General features: G+C 47.1%; 14 protein-coding genes and 1 riboswitch. Of the genes, 7 read left to right on the top strand and 7 right to left on the bottom strand.

Annotated features, from left to right (window positions below; all coding sequences use genetic code 11):
• The first annotated feature begins 195 nt into the window (after positions 1 to 195).
• Positions 196 to 2,520, top strand: a complete 2,325-nt coding sequence (locus tag AC5O63_RS16235; RefSeq protein ID WP_494505611.1) for a Tex family protein — start codon at positions 196 to 198, stop codon at positions 2,518 to 2,520.
• Between the two features lie 92 nt (positions 2,521 to 2,612).
• On the opposite strand, the gene AC5O63_RS16240 is transcribed toward AC5O63_RS16235, so the two are convergent.
• Together AC5O63_RS16240 and bioH are read right to left on the bottom strand one after the other, a co-directional pair.
• Positions 2,613 to 3,083 carry an ATP-dependent Lon protease gene (locus tag AC5O63_RS16240; protein WP_494505612.1) on the bottom strand — a complete coding sequence of 157 codons (471 nt, stop codon included), beginning with the start codon at positions 3,081 to 3,083 and terminating at the stop codon, positions 2,613 to 2,615.
• Positions 3,084 to 3,204: 121 nt separating this feature from the next.
• Positions 3,205 to 3,999, bottom strand: coding sequence for a pimeloyl-ACP methyl ester esterase BioH (gene bioH, locus AC5O63_RS16245; protein WP_494505613.1), 795 nt, complete (start codon positions 3,997 to 3,999; stop codon positions 3,205 to 3,207).
• Positions 4,000 to 4,058: 59 nt separating this feature from the next.
• Between bioH and AC5O63_RS16250 the strand changes: the two genes are divergently transcribed.
• The 4 genes from AC5O63_RS16250 (at position 4,059) to cysQ (ending at position 7,031) form a co-directional block, all read left to right on the top strand.
• A complete protein-coding gene (locus tag AC5O63_RS16250) occupies positions 4,059 to 4,760 on the top strand; it encodes a phosphoribosyltransferase family protein (protein ID WP_494505614.1) in 702 nt (233 codons plus the stop codon).
• 86 nt (positions 4,761 to 4,846) lie between these two features.
• A complete protein-coding gene (nfuA, locus tag AC5O63_RS16255) occupies positions 4,847 to 5,434 on the top strand; it encodes a Fe-S biogenesis protein NfuA (RefSeq protein ID WP_054962683.1) in 588 nt (195 codons plus the stop codon).
• Positions 5,435 to 5,597: 163 nt separating this feature from the next.
• Positions 5,598 to 6,143: an ADP compounds hydrolase NudE gene (gene nudE, locus AC5O63_RS16260; protein ID WP_004746086.1), complete on the top strand. Its 546-nt coding sequence runs from the start codon at positions 5,598 to 5,600 to the stop codon at positions 6,141 to 6,143.
• 60 nt (positions 6,144 to 6,203) lie between these two features.
• A complete protein-coding gene (cysQ, locus tag AC5O63_RS16265) occupies positions 6,204 to 7,031 on the top strand; it encodes a 3'(2'),5'-bisphosphate nucleotidase CysQ (protein WP_494505615.1) in 828 nt (275 codons plus the stop codon).
• A gap of 282 nt (positions 7,032 to 7,313) precedes the next feature.
• On the opposite strand, the gene recG is transcribed toward cysQ, so the two are convergent.
• From recG to gmk, 5 genes are all read right to left on the bottom strand, one after another.
• Positions 7,314 to 9,392 carry an ATP-dependent DNA helicase RecG gene (gene recG / locus AC5O63_RS16270; RefSeq protein ID WP_494505616.1) on the bottom strand — a complete coding sequence of 693 codons (2,079 nt, stop codon included), beginning with the start codon at positions 9,390 to 9,392 and terminating at the stop codon, positions 7,314 to 7,316.
• Between the two features lie 356 nt (positions 9,393 to 9,748).
• Complete coding sequence (gene trmH / locus AC5O63_RS16275; RefSeq protein ID WP_004746080.1) at positions 9,749 to 10,432, bottom strand: tRNA (guanosine(18)-2'-O)-methyltransferase TrmH; 684 nt, start codon at positions 10,430 to 10,432, stop codon at positions 9,749 to 9,751.
• Between the two features lie 68 nt (positions 10,433 to 10,500).
• Positions 10,501 to 12,618, bottom strand: coding sequence for a bifunctional GTP diphosphokinase/guanosine-3',5'-bis pyrophosphate 3'-pyrophosphohydrolase (gene spoT / locus AC5O63_RS16280; RefSeq protein ID WP_004746079.1), 2,118 nt, complete (start codon positions 12,616 to 12,618; stop codon positions 10,501 to 10,503).
• Between the two features lie 41 nt (positions 12,619 to 12,659).
• On the bottom strand, positions 12,660 to 12,932 hold the full coding sequence (gene rpoZ / locus AC5O63_RS16285; RefSeq protein ID WP_004410883.1) for a DNA-directed RNA polymerase subunit omega: 273 nt from the start codon (positions 12,930 to 12,932) through the stop codon (positions 12,660 to 12,662).
• A gap of 96 nt (positions 12,933 to 13,028) precedes the next feature.
• On the bottom strand, positions 13,029 to 13,652 hold the full coding sequence (gmk, locus tag AC5O63_RS16290) for a guanylate kinase (RefSeq protein WP_004746077.1): 624 nt from the start codon (positions 13,650 to 13,652) through the stop codon (positions 13,029 to 13,031).
• A gap of 295 nt (positions 13,653 to 13,947) precedes the next feature.
• Positions 13,948 to 14,047, top strand: a riboswitch (purine riboswitch).
• Positions 14,048 to 14,101: 54 nt separating this feature from the next.
• Between gmk and AC5O63_RS16295 the strand changes: the two genes are divergently transcribed.
• Both AC5O63_RS16295 and AC5O63_RS16300 read left to right on the top strand, forming a co-directional pair.
• Complete coding sequence (locus tag AC5O63_RS16295) at positions 14,102 to 15,472, top strand: NCS2 family permease (protein ID WP_069667880.1); 1,371 nt, start codon at positions 14,102 to 14,104, stop codon at positions 15,470 to 15,472.
• A 110-nt stretch (positions 15,473 to 15,582) separates the two neighbouring features.
• The gene (locus tag AC5O63_RS16300) at positions 15,583 to 16,008 is read left to right on the top strand and encodes a phosphate-starvation-inducible protein PsiE (RefSeq protein ID WP_494505617.1); all 426 of its coding nucleotides are present in this window, start codon (positions 15,583 to 15,585) and stop codon (positions 16,006 to 16,008) included.
• The last annotated feature ends 17 nt before the right edge of the window (positions 16,009 to 16,025 follow it).

Consider the following 16,025-nt stretch of genomic DNA (forward strand, 5'->3'; position numbering starts at 1 on the left):
AGGTCTTGAACGAAATTAGTTCCATTTTTCAGATCTAAGTTCTGACTTATCTCTATTTCTGACACAACTTTCACATAATTGCCAAACTATTGGCAAAACAATTGCGTAACCTTGCTCGCGGTAACAAAAAGTATTGGGTTTTACATTAAGAATCCCAATATAAAGAAGGTTAAAATACAACAAGAGATTCAACGGATGAGCCAAGCTATCTGTAATATGATTGCTCAGGAACTGAGTGTTCGACCTGAGCAGGTCACTGCTGCTGTTAACCTCATTGATGATGGAAACACAGTCCCTTTTATTGCCCGCTACCGTAAAGAAGTCACGGGTGGATTGGATGATACTCAGCTGCGTAACCTTGATAGCCGTTTATCCTACTTACGCGAGCTAGATGAGCGTCGTCAAACCATTCTTAAATCGATTCAAGAGCAGGGGAAGTTAACCTCTGAACTTGAAGCTGAGATAGCGCAGGCAGACAGTAAAACACGTCTTGAAGACCTTTACTTGCCTTACAAACCAAAGCGTCGTACTAAAGGCCAAATTGCGATTGAGGCAGGCTTAGAGCCACTAGCAGACAAGCTTTGGAATCATCCGCAAACCGAACCTGAAGCGGAAGCGGCAAACTACCTAGATGCAGACAAAGGCGTTGCTGATACCAAAGCAGCTCTGGATGGCGCTCGTGCTATCGTGATGGAACGAATCGCTGAGGATGCCAATCTACTAGAGAAAATTCGTGCTCATCTGAATCGCAACGCGGAACTTGTTGCTAAAGTGGTCGACGGCAAAGAGCGCGAAGGTGAGAAATTTAAAGATTACTTTGAGCACAATGAAGCCTTGAGTAAAGTGCCATCGCACCGCGCACTTGCCATGTTGCGTGGTCGAAATGAAGGTTTCTTAACTCTTGCGATGAATGCTGACCCTGCTCAGGAAGAAGGCGTTCGTCAGTCTCATTGTGAGACGATTATTAGTGACCACTATGGTATTTCCCTAAGCAGTGCTCCGGCAGATGGCTGGCGTAAGCAGGTGATTAGCTGGGCGTGGCGCATCAAAGTTTCGATGCACATGGAAACTGAGTTGATGGGCGCGATGAAAGAGCGTGCAGAGATTGAAGCGATTGAGGTTTTTGCCACTAACCTGAAAGATCTACTGATGGCAGCACCTGCGGGCCCTCGTGCCACACTTGGTCTCGATCCTGGTCTTCGTACTGGTTCTAAAATTGCGGTGGTTGATTCAACCGGTAAAGTGCTAGCAACTGAAACCATCTATCCTCATCCGCCACAAAAGCAATATGATAAATCTGCGCAAATTGTTGATGCTTTAGTACGTAAGTACAACGTGGATCTGATTGCGATTGGTAATGGTACCGCTTCACGTGAAACCGACAGCTTTGTCGCTGATTTGATTAAACGTGGCAACCTTAAAGTACAGAAAATCATGGTTAGTGAAGCGGGTGCATCGGTTTACTCTGCGTCAGAGCTAGCAGCAAAAGAGTTCCCGAACTTAGATGTGTCACTGCGTGGTGCGGTGTCGATTGCTCGCCGTTTGCAAGATCCACTGGCTGAACTAGTTAAGATTGACCCTAAATCGATTGGTGTGGGTCAGTACCAACACGATGTCAGCCAAGCCATGTTGGCAAAACGTCTTGATGCGGTAGTCGAAGATTGTGTGAACGCTGTTGGTGTCGATGTGAATACCGCATCACCGGCTCTGCTAACTCGCGTAGCCGGCTTGTCGAGCACAATTGCGCAAAACATTGTTGATTACCGAGATGAGAACGGCCGCTTTGAAGCACGCACGACGCTGAAAAAAGTTGCGCGTCTTGGGCCTAAGGCATTTGAGCAGTGTGCGGGCTTCCTGCGTATTATGGATGGTAAGAACCCCCTTGATGCCTCTTCTGTTCACCCAGAAGCATACCCTGTGGTCAAAGCGATTGCTGAGAAAAACAGCAAAAATGTCAAAGCGCTGATTGGTGATACTCAGTTCCTACGTGGACTTCACGCTGTCGATTACACCGATGAGAACTTTGGTGTTCCAACCGTGAGCGACATCATCAAAGAACTTGATAAACCGGGCCGCGACCCGCGCCCTGAGTTTAAGACAGCCACATTCGCTGATGGCGTTAATCAGGTTTCCGATCTTGAACCAGGCATGGTGTTAGAAGGGGTAGTGTCTAACGTTGCCAACTTTGGTGCCTTTGTTGACATCGGCGTTCACCAAGATGGTTTAGTGCACATCTCTGCGCTGACGGACCGTTACGTTTCTGATCCGCGTGAAGTGGTTAAAGCGGGCGATATCGTCAAGGTGAAAGTGATGGAAGTGGATGTGCAGCGTAAACGTATTGGCCTTTCAATGCGTTTGACCGATGAGCCAGGGCAAGACAACCGAACTCAGCGTTCAAGTGCTCCACGTGGTCAGCAGCGTCAACAACAAGGTGGTCAACGTCGTCGTGACGAATCGTCGAACAATAACAGTGCTATGGGTGGTGCATTCGCTGCTGCCTTTGCAAAAGCTAAGCGTTAAGTTATTGCGCTAAAAATATAAATCCCCGTAGTAGCGATACTAGCGGGGATTTTTTTCGGCATTACCTTATCGAACCAGAGAACGACAAGGTACTACAACACCGCAATTACATCAGAAGGGGTATTTGGAGCCACAGCATCTCCGTAATGAAATTTAATCACGGTTCTGCGCTTTTCCATCATCCCCTCTGTTATCGCCGCATCGATTATGCGCTTCGGTAAACGAAAACGCATGGCATAGCCTTTACCTTGATGTTCGCTATAACTTTCCAGTGCCAACAGTTGGAATAGCCTTTCGAGGGTATCTTTAGGTTCTTCCTGAGAAACTGCAACCACACTCCCACTTTCTTCCGTTTCATAGCTCGGGTGCTCTGAGGGATCCCATGAGGATTGCTTTCGCCGTTTATCGTCTGCTGTCACCTTTCGTTGTGCGTTGCTCTTGGTCAATGCAATCGTCGGTGTAATTGGCTCCCGGACTTTATTGTCGCGCGCCGCTTGCTCCGTTTGCACATTAACCGATGGGGCGATGAGTGGAACGCTTACGTTCGTAGGTGATACGAGCATTCATTAACCTCCTCACGCCCAACCTGAGAGTGGTAACTCTTCCGGTTAGTTTATTTATCGACCAGTTGGGGCAAAGGTTTAGCGCTGATTTTTATTTTTTGTACATTGTTCATTTAATGCGTTAGCGATCAATGAACTGGTGTACTTTCTGACAAAATGTCTCGAATTCAGTCATAAACGGAGCATGAGAAGAGTCAGTGAAAATGTAGCTAGCGCTGTTTGGTGCGAGGTTATCAACGTCACTGGCGACTTTAGCAGGCACAAGACCATCTAAGCGGCCATACAGACGTAGCATCGGGATGGTTAGGTTTTCTAGCTCAGCACGATAATCGATATCGGCCAACAGTTGTAAACCTGCTAACAGAGAGGTTGGGTTTGGCGTTGGTCTTGAGAGAACGGCTTTTTTCAGCTGTTTGACGTCTTGTCTCGCTGAAGGACTCCCCATCGCCTGCAAGGCCATAAAACGTTCGATTGTCAGTTGGAAATCATCAACCAATTGTTCGGTGAAAGCGCAAAGCACATTCGGTTGAATGCCGCGCCAAGGTCTCTCGGCGGCAAATTTAGGTGAGCTTGCGACTGTAATCAGCTTTTCGACTCGTTGTGGGGCATTGAGTGCAATATGGGTTGCCAGTAAACCGCCTAGTGACCAACCAAGCCAGATCGCTTTCTCAGGTGCGTGCAGCAAGACTTGTTCCGCGAGATCATGCATATTCTCGAAGCTAGATTGATGACTATGACCAAACCCTGGCAGGTCGACCACATGGACACAAAAATGCTGGCTAAGAACTTCAACTGTCTGCTGCCAAACCGCGCCATTCATTCCCCAACCATGGAGTAGCACTAGGTCATCACCTTGACCTTGGGATTGCCAATACAAAGATTCACGGTTGTTCTCAGTTTGTAGCACTTTTTCCATCCTCTCGCTCTCAGTCCTGTCTAGACAATCATCAAATACTGTTTCAATGGAGTGGGGTTATGTTAACTCAAAAGGTAGTGAAACACATCGCCGACCTGTTGCCTATGCATTGCGAGGTTTGTCATCTCGCGTTGGCTAAGCCCTACCCACCTAGTGGTATTTGCGATCATTGCTCACGCAACTTCGCGCCTATTCCTCGTTGCCTGCGCTGCGGTTTGCCCGCTCCTTTTGATATAGCAGAGTGCGGAGAATGTCTTAAACATCCGCCTAAATGGCAGCGGCTCTATTGTGTTGCTGACTATCAACCGCCACTTGCGCAATATGTTCATCGACTTAAGTACGAACGGCAATTTTGGCAGGCTAGTAAGTTGGCAGTTCTACTTGCCCCAAGAATAGAAACGCCCGCACAGGTGATTACTTTTGTGCCCTTGCACTGGGGGCGGTATCTAAGGCGCGGATTTAATCAAAGTGAGTTGATTGCCCGTTCACTGGCGCGGCAATTCAACGTACCGTGTCAGCCCCTGTTCAAAAGAGTGAGAGCAACACCTCAGCAGCAAGGTTTAACTAAGGTGGAGCGAAAGCGAAATCTAGACCGCGCTTTCTTACTCAATGGAGAGATTGTTGCTGACCATATCGCGATTGTTGATGATGTTCTCACTACTGGTAGTACGGTGCAGCATTTATGTGAATTACTGCTTGAAGCGGGGGGGAAAAGCGTTGATATTTACTGCATCTGCCGTACTCCTGAACCAGCAAGTTAGTATAAATTGACTAAAACGCTAGATCTCTCAGTTTTCAGGAGTAAAATGGTCAACTAATAGCCTACAAAATTACTCAGGTATTCGTCGTGTCAAATACAATTACTATTACAGAAACTGCCCAAAAACACTTTGCTAACCTATTAGGTCAGCAGCCAGAAGGCACTAATATTCGTGTATTCGTGGTAAACCCTGGCACTCAAAACGCAGAGTGTGGCGTGTCTTACTGCCCGCCAGAAGCGGTAGAATCTACCGATACTGAATTGGCGTTTGAGTTCTTCTCAGCATTTGTTGATGAGTTAAGTTTGCCATTCCTTGAAGACGCTGAAATTGATTTTGTAACTGACAAAATGGGCTCTCAGCTAACTTTGAAAGCACCAAACGCGAAAATGCGTAAGGTTTCTGATGACGCGCCTTTAGTAGAGCGTGTTGAGTACGTGATTCAGACTCAGGTTAACCCTCAGCTTGCGGGTCACGGTGGTCATGTAAACCTAGTTGAAATCACAGACGAAGGCATTGCCATTGTTGCCTTTGGTGGCGGCTGTAACGGCTGTTCTATGGTTGATGTAACACTGAAGGAAGGTATCGAGAAAGAGCTTCTTCAACAGTTTGAAGGCGAGTTGTCTGCGGTACGCGATGCAACCGAACACGATCGTGGTGAGCACTCTTACTACTGATTTAACCGAATGAAATACATAGGGTTGACAGCAATGTCAGCCCTTTTTTTGTTTTCAAAGCTGATAAATTTCTCATATATTAGGAGTGTTGATCTTTCGAACAATACGGTTTTGAAAGAGCGACAGATTCTAGAACCTTCCCTTGATGCAAAGGAGTAAGCTCGTGGCCAAACGGAACCCACCAGAAATTCTGGCGAAACAGACTGTTGCGCAATCTCGACTGTTCTCTATTGAAGCGTTGGATTTACGCTTTAGCAATGGTGAACAGCGGACTTATGAGCGTATGAAACCCAGTGGGCGAAATGCAGTCATGATGGTTCCTGTTACCGAGCAAGGTGACATTTTGTTAGTCAGAGAATATGCGGCGGGCACTGAGAGGTATGAGCTGGGTTTTCCTAAGGGGTTAATCGATCCAGGTGAAACTCCTCAGCAAGCGGCTGAGCGTGAACTGAAAGAAGAGATTGGCTTTGGCGCTCATAAGTTAACGCCTTTAAAAGAAGTCGTTCTTGCTCCTTCTTATTTCTCTAGCAAAATGACCCTGTTCATTGCAGAGCAACTATACTCAGAGCAATTGGAAGGTGATGAACCAGAACCGTTAGAAGTGGTTCGTTGGCCTTTAGCGCAAGCTGAAGAGCTATTAACACACCTCGATTTTAGTGAAGCGCGCAGTATTACTGCGTTATTACTCGCTCTACGAATCTTAAAATAATTAACGTTTTCCTCAGCGATGTCGTCTGAGGAAAGAGTAGGTAGAGCGTAAGGATTTTTTATGCCAATGACAGAAGACCTTTCTCATCATTTGCCCGCAGTGATTGAAATTGCCCGTAGTGCTGGGCAGTTAATTCTCGATATTTACGAGAAAAAAGAGTACCAAGCGTTCACCAAAAGTGACGAAACACCCGTGACCAGTGCTGATATCGCCGCGCACAAACTGATTGTGGAAAGACTAACCGAGCTGACTCCAGATATCCCGGTGTTATCGGAAGAAGCGGCCGATATCAGTTTAGATAAACGCTCACAGTGGGATCGCTACTGGTTGGTTGACCCACTGGATGGTACCCAAGAGTTTATTGCCCGCAGTGGCGACTTTGCCACCATTATCGCTCTCGTAGAAAACAATAAACCCGTGATGGGAGTGGTTTATGGTCCGGTTTCTGGGGTGACGTACTACGCTTACCAAGGCAAAGGGGCGTGGAAAATTCCAGATTTAAGCGAAAGCGTGCGCATCAAAACCCATCAACATGGTGGCAAGCAAAGCCCAATTGCGATTGCGATTAGTCGTCGCCAAGATATCAATCGCATCACAAGCCGAATGAGCAGCGGTTGGAATTATGATTTAGTTCCACTCGGTTCAGCAGCACTGAAAGCCTGTTTAGTCGCTGAAGGTGCGGTCGATTGCTACCTGCGGCTTGGCCCAACCGGTGAATGGGATACCGCCGCAACTCAATGTATTGTCGAAGAAGCGGGTGGACGTATTCTAAGTACCTTACTAGAGCCGCTCTCTTACAATGAACGCGATACGTTAGAAAACCCGAATTTTATTGTCTTGGGTGATGAGAGCTTGCCTTGGGATGAGATTTTAAAGGTTAAGGATTGAAGCGGACTCAGTCCTTAGGAACGCTGCGCTTCGAGAACGGGCTTCGCCCTATGGAAAGCGGGATCGCTACGCTGCTGGATTGCTGGCTCTGATTTTGGTCATTCCTCACTCTTGAGGATGATGAATTGTTTATTCAAACTAAGAGGGTTGACGTTTTCACGCCAACCCTCTTTTTTGTTATCCAGTTATCCAGTTATCTAGTTATCCAGTTATCCAGATATCCAGTTATCCAGATATCCAGTTATCCGTGAGGACGAAGTCCGTTCCCGCGTCCCAATTCCTTTAAGCCTTCGAATACACATCTCTCTCACCCAACCAACGGTCGATTATCGCGACAGCATTATCTGGATAGTTGTCATGAATATGCCGTGCGATGCGCTGAACTTCGGGGATTAAGCGCTGATCACGGACTAAATCTGCAATCTTAAAGTCAGCCATACCGGTTTGCTTGGTGCCTAATAGCTCACCCGGTCCACGGATTTCTAAGTCACGCTGTGCAATCACAAATCCATCGTTGCTTTCACGTAAAACGCCTAAGCGCTTTTGGGCGGTTTTTGACAGTGGCGAATGGTAGAGCAGCACACAGTGACTGGCAACACTGCCTCGACCTACACGGCCACGTAGCTGGTGGAGCTGAGCTAAACCTAAACGCTCGGGGTTTTCGATGATCATTAAGCTTGAGTTAGGTACATCTACACCTACTTCAATCACCGTCGTCGCGACCAAAAGGTGGAGCTTATTGTCTTTGAAGTCTTGCATCACCGCTTGTTTCTCAGCAGGCTTCATTCGACCGTGGACTAAGCTAATCTTTACATCTGGCAGTTTGCGTTGCAGCTCTTCAGCCGTATCCGCTGCCGCTTGAGCTTCTAGCACCTCAGATTCATCAATCAGAGTACACACCCAATAGGCTTGCTTACCTTCATTGAGACAAGCATTTCTGACTCGCTCAACAATATCGTCCCGCTTAGTATCTGGAATGGCGACGGTTTGAATCGGCGTTCTCCCCGGTGGGAGCTCATCAATCACTGAAGTCTCTAAATCAGCATAGGCGGTCATGGCCAGTGTTCGAGGTATTGGGGTGGCAGTCATAATCAGCTGATGCGGATAAGCACCTTGCTTGGCCCCTTTTTCACGCAGCTCTAACCGCTGGTGGACACCAAATCTATGCTGCTCATCAATGATAACTAAAGCTAAGTGATGAAACTCGACATGCTCTTGGAACAGAGCATGGGTGCCGACCACCATTTGCGCTTCACCATTGGCGATTTGAGCAAGCTCCGCTTCTTTGGCTTTACCTTTTAGTTTACCTGCCAACCAACCAACCTTGATGCCCATAGGTTCGAGCCAAGCCGCGAAATTAATCGCGTGCTGCTCGGCGAGTAGTTCAGTCGGGGCCATCAGCGCGACTTGGTAGCCATGCTCAAGGGCGCGCAGAGCAGCAAGCGCTGCGACTAGGGTTTTACCTGAACCTACGTCCCCTTGAACGAGGCGCATCATAGGGTGTGGCTTTTCGAGATCTTGTTCGATTTCACCCACTACGCGTGCTTGTGCATTGGTGGGTGAAAAGGGAAGTTGGTCGAGCAGTTGCTGCTTAAGTTTGTTGCGAGCAGGTAGCGGTAATGCTGTGTCTTGCTGACCTTTGCTGCGCACTGCCAACATCGACAGGTTTTGTGCCAGTAGCTCTTCCATAATCAAACGGATCTGCGCCGGGTGCTTGCCTTCATCAAACTGCTCTAAATCGATGTTTGGTGGCGGGCGATGAATTGTGTGCAACGCTTGCGCTAGGGTGATCTGGTGATCATACAATCCATTGGGTAGCAGTTCTTGCACGGCCGCTTTGTCGAGTAACTCAAGGGCTTGGTCAGTTAAATTACGTAGCGTAACTTGACGCAGACCATCTGTAGTTGGATAAACGGGAGTTAATGTCTGTTCTACATCAGCTTTTTGGTTCGGAGCATAGAACTTGTAGTCTGGGTGGACAATCTCTAGTCCGTAGCCACCACGCTTAATTTCACCATAAGCGTGAACAGTTTTACCTTCGGCGAAGTTGTTCTTCATTCCGGCGGTAAAATTGAAAAAACGCAGCGTGATGGTGCCGTTGCCATCACTGATTTTCACCGACAGCATTTTGCGTTTACCAAACAAGGTATCAACACTCATAACCTTGCCTTGCACCGCCGCCCATAAGCCAGCATGCAGTTTTACAATCGGGTAGATACGAGTGCGATCTTCATAACGCAGAGGAAGGTGAAACAGAAGATCTTGAACGCTATTGAGCCCAACTTTGGCTAACTTCTCGGCGACTTTGGCACCAACGCCAGTCAAAGAAGTGAGAGGAATCGCAGATAGCAGTTGGGACATGACACAGCTCGCTCGTTATTTTGAGTAAGTGACTCAGTGAGTTAGATAAGACCTTGTTAGTTAACCATCGGGCTGTGTTTTTGTACAGGAAAAAATCGGGATTAGAGAGCGGGAACGCTACGCTGTTGGATAACGGGATCGGGCTTCGCCCTGCTGGAAAATTAGTTTTGGCTCTAATGTGTATGGCGGGCAGTTCTAGCCTGTCCGAATGACAAAGGGTTGACCTTAAGAGTCAACCCTACATAATTTCTCCAGCTCTCCAGCTCTCCAGCTCTCCAGCTCTCCAGCTCTCCAGCTCTCCAGCTCTCCAGCTCTCCAGCTCTCCAGCTCTCCAGCTCTCCAGCTCTCCAGCTCTTTTATTTCTTCTGCATCTCTGCCCACCATTCGTCATCGGCGATGATCTGGCCTTGTTCGTCTAGTGGTGGATAAGGAAGCTTTTTGCGCTTGGCGACTTTAGCTAGAACGGGATGACCACGTTCAAACAGTAGTCGGTGGATGGTTTCTTCTGGTACAGAACTGACTTCATTATCATACATGCCAGCGGCTTCGCGTTGGCGCTGCGCTTCATAAAGGATGACTGCACTGGCTACCGATACGTTGAGAGACTGCACCATTCCGACCATTGGGACGATAATATCTTGGTCAGCGAGCTTTTTGGCTTGCTCAGATGCGCCTACTTTTTCACTACCGAGAATGATAGCCGTTGGTTTGGTGTAGTCGATGTCGCGGAAGTCGACTGCAGTTTCAGACAGGTTGGTTACAAGCACCTGCATGCCTTGAGCTTTGAGCTCAGTAATCGCCTCGTCGATAGAGTCATGGGTTTCAACGTCTACCCAGTTACGAGCACCTGCAGAAGTATGGCTCAGTGTGCGCATTTCATTTGGCCAAACTGCGTGAATCTTGTGAATACCCGTTGCATCGGCGGTGCGGATAACAGCAGATACGTTATTTGGCTTGTGAACTTCTTCTAGGCAAAGGGTTAAGTCAGCTTGGCGTGCTTTTAACACTTCTTGGATTCGATTGTAGCGTTCTAAATTCATAATCTTATACAAAAGAAAAGCCCTTGAAATGGTAGTTTCAAGGGCAGTTAGATATTCAAATCAAACGGTTAGTTCTTGCGGCGACGAACTTTAAGCGTCTGTGGCATGGCTTTAATCTTACGCATAATGCCAGCAAGGTGAACACGATCTTTAGTCGTTAGCAGTACTGTTACTGTGTATAAGCGACCATCACGTTCTTCTGTTGAAAGTCCGTGAATGTTGGAACCCGTCTTTGAAATAACATTGGTCAGTTCTGCGAGCGCACCTTGACGATTTTGTACGTCGACAGTGACTTCGGTGATGAACTCTTTATCGTAATCATCAGACCATTCCACCGCCATGTACTTATCCGGTTCTTTCTGATAACCGCGTACATTCGGACACATCTCGCGGTGAACAACTAAGCCTCGGCCCGGTGAAACATGAGCGATAATGTGGTCGTCTGGGATCGGGTGACAACAGTTGGCGAACGTGAGCAAAATACCTTCCGCACCACGGATCGGCAGTTTCTTTTTACCTTCGTTATTGCTCTCAACTTCGGTCAGCTCATCAGCATCGCCCAATAAGCGACGTGCAATGACGATACTCATCAGCTCGCCTAGACCAATATCTGCCAGTAGATCGTCGATTGACTCTACTTTTAGGTCGGTCAGAACATGGTTGATGTTCTCTTCATCGATATCTGATAGAGAAAGCTCACCTAAGGCATGGTTAAGCAGGCGACGACCTAAGGTAATCGACTCTTCACGGCGCATGGTTTTCAGAACCTGACGGATCTTAGTACGCGCACGAGACGTCACTACGTAGTTGAGCCATGCCGCATTTGGACGCGCACCCGGAGCACTGATGATTTCAATCGTTTGACCGTTTTTCAGCGATTTACTCAGTGGATAAGGGTTGCGATCAACACGAGCACCAACACAGGTATTACCGACATCGGTGTGTACGGCATAAGCGAAGTCTACGGCGGTAGCACCCACTGGCAACTCAACAATGCGGCCTTTCGGTGTAAAGACGTAAATCTCATCTGGGAACAGATCTGACTTAACGTTTTCGATGAATTCGAATGAGTTACCTGCGCTTTGTTGTAGCTCAAGCAGGCTTTGCATCCAGCGCTGAGCTTTGACTTGCGCCGTAGTACCTGTTCGCTCACCGTTGCCTTTGTAAGACCAATGAGCGGCAACCCCTTTATCCGCCATTTGATCCATATCTTCGGTACGGATCTGAACTTCAACCGGCACACCATGAGGGCCAACCATTGAAGTATGGATAGATTGATAGCCGTTCGCTTTCGGTACCGCGATGTAGTCTTTCATCCGACCTGGACGTGGCTTGTACAGGCTATGTACCTGACCAAGCACGCGATAACAAGTATCGGCATTGTCGACCACGACACGGAAAGCGTAGATATCCATGATGGTATGGAAGCGCTGCTCTTTGGTCTTCATCTTGTTGTAGATGGAGAAGAGGTTTTTCTCACGACCAAAAACACGCGCTTTAAGACCGACTTCTTCAAGGCGACCTTCAATCTCATCATGGATACGTTGAATCATCTCTTTACGGTTACCACGCGCGGCTTTAACTACCTCTTTAAGAACGCGATAACGGTTCGGGTAGAGCGCTTCAAAACCAAGTTCTTCTAGCTCAGTTTTAATGTTGTGGATACCAAGGCGGTGCGCCAATGGAGAATAGATTTCTAAGGTTTCGCGAGCGATACGACGCTTCTTGTCTGGACGAAGAGCACCGAGCGTGCGCATATTATGCGTACGGTCAGCAAGCTTAATCAGAATAACGCGGATGTCTTGCACCATGGCAAGAACCATCTTGCGGAAGTTTTCTGCCTGAGCTTCCTTGCGATCGCGAAACTTAAGCTTATCAAGCTTAGAAACGCCATCCACCAGTTCTGCAACGGTATTACCAAATTGAGCTTCAAGCTCTTCTTTGGTGACTTCAGTATCTTCAATAACGTCGTGAAGTAGGGCTGCTTGCAGGGTTTCAATATCAAGGCGCATTTCAGCCAAGATACGAGCAACAGCAACAGGGTGGATGATATAAGGTTCACCGCTAGAGCGGGTTTGCCCTTCATGGGCATCTTTCGCTACCACATAAGATTGACGCAGAGCCTCAATTTGAGGCTCTGTTAGGTATTCTTGGGCAACGTCTTTTAGGCTATCGAATAGATACAAACTTTAGGCCCGGAAGATAGTTGTAGTGACGAGACGTCTAATTAACGGCTGTGAGCAATGCTGCTTACAGCTGCTAGTTCAGCGGCTTCTTGCTCTTGCTGCTCTTGACGCTCACGTGCATCAAGAATCTCTTTAGTGATAAGACCTTCTTCGATTTCGCGTAGAGCGATAACCGTTTGCTTATCATTCTCTTCTGGCACTAGTGAATCTTTGCCACCAGTTTGCATTTGACGAGCGCGGCGTGCCGCAATTAGAACTAGGTCGAAACGGTTGCCAACTTTTTCAACAGCGTCTTGAACAGTTACGCGTGCCATGAGAACTCCAAATTAGTTAACTAAAATTTTGAATGACGAGAAATTATACAGGCTGACAGTTCCTAGTGTCTAGGATCTGTTTGTGTTTCCTGCTATTTACTCAGCTAAAAGCGCATCAAGCATGCCTTTATATTTAGCAGCTTGCTTGTCTTGCTTCAATCTTTCTGCGCGGATGATGGCTTTAAAGTCCATCAGAGCAGTGTCGAAATCATCGTTGATGATAACGTAGTCGTACTCACTGTAGTGTGAGATTTCTGATTTTGCTTCAGCCATACGCTTAGCAATCACTGCATCGCTGTCTTGCCCACGAGCGTTAAGGCGACGCTCTAGCTCACCATTTGACGGCGGTAGGATAAACAGGCTTTTTGCCAAAGGCATTTGTTCACGGATCTGACGAGCGCCTTGCCAGTCAATATCTAGGAACACATCGATGCCTTTATCGAGGTTTTCTTCAATCCAAACACGAGACGTGCCGTAGTAGTTGCCAAACACTTCGGCATATTCAAGGAATTCACTTTTCTCGATCAGCTCTTCAAAGTGCTCTTTTTGTACGAAGTGGTAATGAACACCATCTTGCTCGCCAGGGCGCATACCGCGAGTGGTATGAGAGACCGACACTTTCATCGCGTAGGTTGGGTTAGTTTCTAGCATGGCTGAAATCAGACTAGATTTTCCAGCACCACTTGGTGCAGATACGATATATAGAGTGCCTTTACCCATAGGTACGATCCCACATTTGGTTTGATAACTGCCAGTAGATAATACCGACATGTTTAAAGATAGCACTGACCACATAGAAACACCGAAGTGGTGAAATTTAGGCCAGAAAAATGGAGGCGAAGAGTAGCATAAATCGCCTATTTAGGACAACTTGCAATAGCTGCTTAATTGTCACCGTTTTCACGCGTTGAGAACTAAGGGGATATTCAACAAATTTATCGCCCAAAGCAATCGTTTGCTATTTTTGTATATTTAACCGAGAAAAGCGTTGAGTTTTTATTCGAGATCCTTACAATTCGCGCAAACGATTAAATGCTGTATATGTCTAATAAAATGGATTGGACGTTTCTACCACTGAGCCTACCTTAGTGACTACAGTAGCTTATGCGCCATCTCTTTTTGCAGCATTGAACCCGTTTACTGTTTACCCCACTTGTAAAGGTTTCATTGTGAGTCTCGAATCAACTCTAAAAGCCCAGAGTCAGTCTGGTGTGCTGAATTCAGTATTTAAAATTGCTGAGCGTAAAACAACCTTAGGTACCGAGCTATACGCTGGCTTTATTACCTTTTTGGCGATGAGCTACATTTTGGCGGTTAACCCAGCCATTTTGGGCGGCATTCCTGGGATGGATAAAGGCGCAGTCTTTACAGCAACAGCACTGGCTGCGGCTATCGCGACTTTCATTATGGGTGTTTGGGGTAATTACCCAGTTATGCTTGCGCCAGGCATGAGTATGAATGGTTTCTTTAAAGGGATGCTACTCAGCGGCTCGGTCGCTTTGGTTTGGAACGAAGCCCTATTTGGTATCTTTTTGTCAGGTGTGCTCTATCTGCTCCTCTCTCTGACCAATATCCGTAAATCCCTGATAGAGTCGATTCCTAACGATCTGAAGAACGCAATCACGGTATCGCTTGGTCTGTTTATCGCCTTTTTAGGTTTAAAGAACGCGGGCATCATCGTCGAAAACAAGTTTGTTTTAGTTGGTATGGGTAATATCACTGACCCGCAAGTGATCATTGCCTACATCAGTATTTTTATTGCCTTGGGTTGTATGGTTCGTGATATCAAGCTGGCGACCTTTATCTCGTTTGTCAGTGCGATTCTGTTAACCGTTATCGCTGATATGGTGATGGGAACAAGCAATGCCCCAATCCCTGAGCAAATCGTGACGGCACCGCCAAGTATGGCGAGTACGTTTGGTGCTGTGTTTGATTTCTCTGGTCTAACTGCGGACAAGATGTTCGATCTGCTGTTTGTTGTGGTTATCTTCCTGATTGTCGATTTCTTTGATGGCATGAGCACGATAGTGGGTGTTGGCCGTGATGCAGGTATTATCGACAAAGATGGCAAAGTACCTAACGCTCGTTCAGCCCTAGTTGCAGATGCAGGAGGAACTGTGATTGGTTCGGTTCTTGGTACAACCTCGATTACTGCGTTCTCTGAGTCTGGTATCGCCTCTTCGCAAGGTGCGAAAACAGGTCTAGCGGCGGTAGTGGTTTCAGGCTTGTTCCTTGTTTCGCTGTTTTTGTACCCTCTGTTCTCTATTTTCTCTGCGGCTATGGTTGCTCCTGCTATGGTCGTGGTGGGCATCTACATGATAGGTCGCTTAGGCCAGATTGATTGGGAGAAGAAAGAGTCTCGCATTGCTTCATTCTTTACCATTATGTTCACCGTACTGAGCTTCTCGCCAGCCAATGGTATGGCGATGGGCTTTATCAGCTACGCTTTCACTATGGTTGTTGCTGGTAAAGGGAAGCAGGTTCACCCAGTGATTTACGCTCTGTCGGCTATTTTCTTAGCCTACCTGTTGCTACTGTAATTGTTAGAAGAGTTGGCACATTGACTAAAGGATGAATGTTTGCCAACTCTTTTTTATCTTCCTCGTGATAAACTGTTTTTCAATCAATTGGATTGTTTTGGAAACAACGCATGCCTTCTCACTTACCTCAGTCGTTTAGTAAACCGTTTCTTAAGATCTTTTATGCTCTAGAAGCTGTGCTCTTGGTGGCGATTACGCTCGCTACTTTGTACGCCATGGTTGAAGAATTTTTGCATGTGTTTACTGAAAAGCGCGTCCTTCTTACCGATATTCTGCTGATGTTTATCTATCTCGAAGTGCTTGCCATGGTTAAGCAGTTTGTGATGAACGGTAAGATTCCAGTGAGATACCCAATCTATATCGCCATGATGGCGATTGCTCGTTACATCACTTTAGGAATGAAAGAGATGGATGCGACCTTGGTGGTATGGTTGTCTGTCGCGGCATTGATTCTAGCCGTCGCTACTATGGTGATTCGTGTTGGACACCATTACTGGCCTTACGTGGATAGAACCACCTTAGAGAAAGATGAGTAGCTATTTAGACTAAAATG

This window comes from Vibrio sp. SCP2 (assembly GCF_059295395.1).

What these genes read in the sequence shown, in the direction of transcription:
- AC5O63_RS16240 (WP_494505612.1), bottom strand. Translation starts at nt 3,083, where the DNA reads ATGCTCGTATCACCTACGAACGTAAGCGTTCCACTCATCGCCCCATCG.
- bioH (WP_494505613.1), bottom strand. Translation starts at nt 3,999, where the DNA reads ATGGAAAAAGTGCTACAAACTGAGAACAACCGTGAATCTTTGTATTGG.
- AC5O63_RS16300 (WP_494505617.1), top strand. Translation starts at nt 15,583, where the DNA reads ATGCCTTCTCACTTACCTCAGTCGTTTAGTAAACCGTTTCTTAAGATC.
- AC5O63_RS16250 (WP_494505614.1), top strand. Translation starts at nt 4,059, where the DNA reads ATGTTAACTCAAAAGGTAGTGAAACACATCGCCGACCTGTTGCCTATG.
- rpoZ (WP_004410883.1), bottom strand. Translation starts at nt 12,932, where the DNA reads ATGGCACGCGTAACTGTTCAAGACGCTGTTGAAAAAGTTGGCAACCGT.
- trmH (WP_004746080.1), bottom strand. Translation starts at nt 10,432, where the DNA reads ATGAATTTAGAACGCTACAATCGAATCCAAGAAGTGTTAAAAGCACGC.
- AC5O63_RS16235 (WP_494505611.1), top strand. Translation starts at nt 196, where the DNA reads ATGAGCCAAGCTATCTGTAATATGATTGCTCAGGAACTGAGTGTTCGA.
- recG (WP_494505616.1), bottom strand. Translation starts at nt 9,392, where the DNA reads ATGTCCCAACTGCTATCTGCGATTCCTCTCACTTCTTTGACTGGCGTT.
- gmk (WP_004746077.1), bottom strand. Translation starts at nt 13,652, where the DNA reads ATGGGTAAAGGCACTCTATATATCGTATCTGCACCAAGTGGTGCTGGA.
- cysQ (WP_494505615.1), top strand. Translation starts at nt 6,204, where the DNA reads ATGCCAATGACAGAAGACCTTTCTCATCATTTGCCCGCAGTGATTGAA.